Source organism: Pseudonocardia halophobica (genome assembly GCF_027922425.1).
GTDB lineage: Bacteria > Actinomycetota > Actinomycetes > Mycobacteriales > Pseudonocardiaceae > Pseudonocardia > Pseudonocardia halophobica.
Map to the genome: position 1 here is coordinate 1 of NZ_BSFQ01000288.1, position 532 is coordinate 532.

Genomic DNA, 532 nt, shown 5'->3' on the forward strand with positions numbered 1-532 from the left:
GTCAATGGCGCGCATCAGGACACCCCAGCCGCCAGGGCCGGGGTTGCCGCTGCACGCACCATCGGTCCAGGCAAATAGCGCAGTCATGCCGTAAGGCCCCGATAGCCGGGCAGGGCGGCAATACGGTCAAGCCAGCGCATGATGCCGGGGAAACGCGCCATGTCGAACCCGCCCTTGCTCCCGGCGGTATGTGTATAGCCGTACAGACAAATATCGGCGAGGCTGATCGCATCGCCCACCAGCCAGTCATGCCCGGCCAGCCGATCCTCCATCACCTGTAACAATGCGTGCCCCCGCTCCAGCAATTCGGCCATGCGCTCGGGCGTAGCCAGATGCCTGCGCGAGGGATAGCTGCGCAACGCCCCACGCACGGCGATGACGGCTTCATGCTGGTTCTGCTCCCAGAACATCCAGGCCAGCATTCGGCTGCGCAGGAAAGGATCGGCGGGTACGAAAGAGGTCCCTTCGCCAAGCCAGCACAGGATGGCATTGGATTCAGGCAGCAGCCGCCCATCATCCAGCTTCAGCACCG

At 64.1% G+C, this 532-nt stretch carries 1 protein-coding gene; it reads right to left on the reverse strand.

What is annotated here, in order from left to right:
* Positions 1–83 precede the first annotated feature (83 nt).
* The coding region (locus PKE99_RS39475; RefSeq protein WP_271215184.1) for a glutathione S-transferase family protein at positions 84–532 on the reverse strand (449 nt) is incomplete at its 5' end.